Origin of the sequence: Mesorhizobium sp. M7A.F.Ca.US.005.03.2.1 (assembly GCF_003997795.1) — a bacterium.
GTDB classification, from domain to species: Bacteria; Pseudomonadota; Alphaproteobacteria; order Rhizobiales; family Rhizobiaceae; genus Mesorhizobium; species Mesorhizobium ciceri.
Genome location: NZ_RZRP01001493.1, coordinates 1 through 675 on the forward strand (window position 1 = coordinate 1; position 675 = coordinate 675).

Sequence of the window (675 nt, forward strand, 5' to 3'; positions counted from 1 at the left end):
GTCTACAAGGCGGCAACCTCGGCCCTCGACCAGTTGGTGGGCCTCGCCATCAGCGATCCACGCTCGCCCTTCCACGCGCTGCAGGCCAACACGCTGGTCGTCGCCAATGGCCGTATCGCTTCGCCGCGCGGCGACGGCCCCGATGTCTCCGTCGCCGAACTGCTCAAGAGCGTCGGCCGCGACCACATCGAAGCCACCGGCGACACCATGCCGGCCAATTCGACGCCAGAGGATCGCTACAAGAACTACACCACCATCGCCATGTCGGTGCCGCACACCGAGGGCGACTATTCCCGCCACTCCTGGTGCGCGCATTTCATCGAGGTGCGCGTCGACGAGGACTTTGGCACGGTGCGTGTATCGCGCGTGGTGTCGGCGCTGGATTCGGGCCGGCTCTACAACCCGAAACTTGCCGAAAGCCAATGGAAGGGCGGCATCATCATGGGCATCGGCCAGGCGCTGCTCGAAGAAGGCATCGTCGACCGCCGCCACGGCCGCATCGTCAACAACAACCTCGCCGACTACCTCGTGCCGACCAATGCCGACATCCCCGACATCGAGGTGATCTCGGTCGGCATCCCCGACCTGCATTCCTCGGTGCTCGGCGGCAAGGGCGTTGGCGAACTGGCCATTGTCGTCGTGGCGCCGGCGATTGCCAACGCGGTGCTCCATGCT

General features: G+C 65.5%; 1 protein-coding gene. It reads left to right on the plus strand.

The window, feature by feature from the left end:
• Nucleotides 1-675: molybdopterin cofactor-binding domain-containing protein (locus EN991_RS38690; protein WP_164769784.1), on the plus strand; the 675-nt coding region annotated here is incomplete at both ends.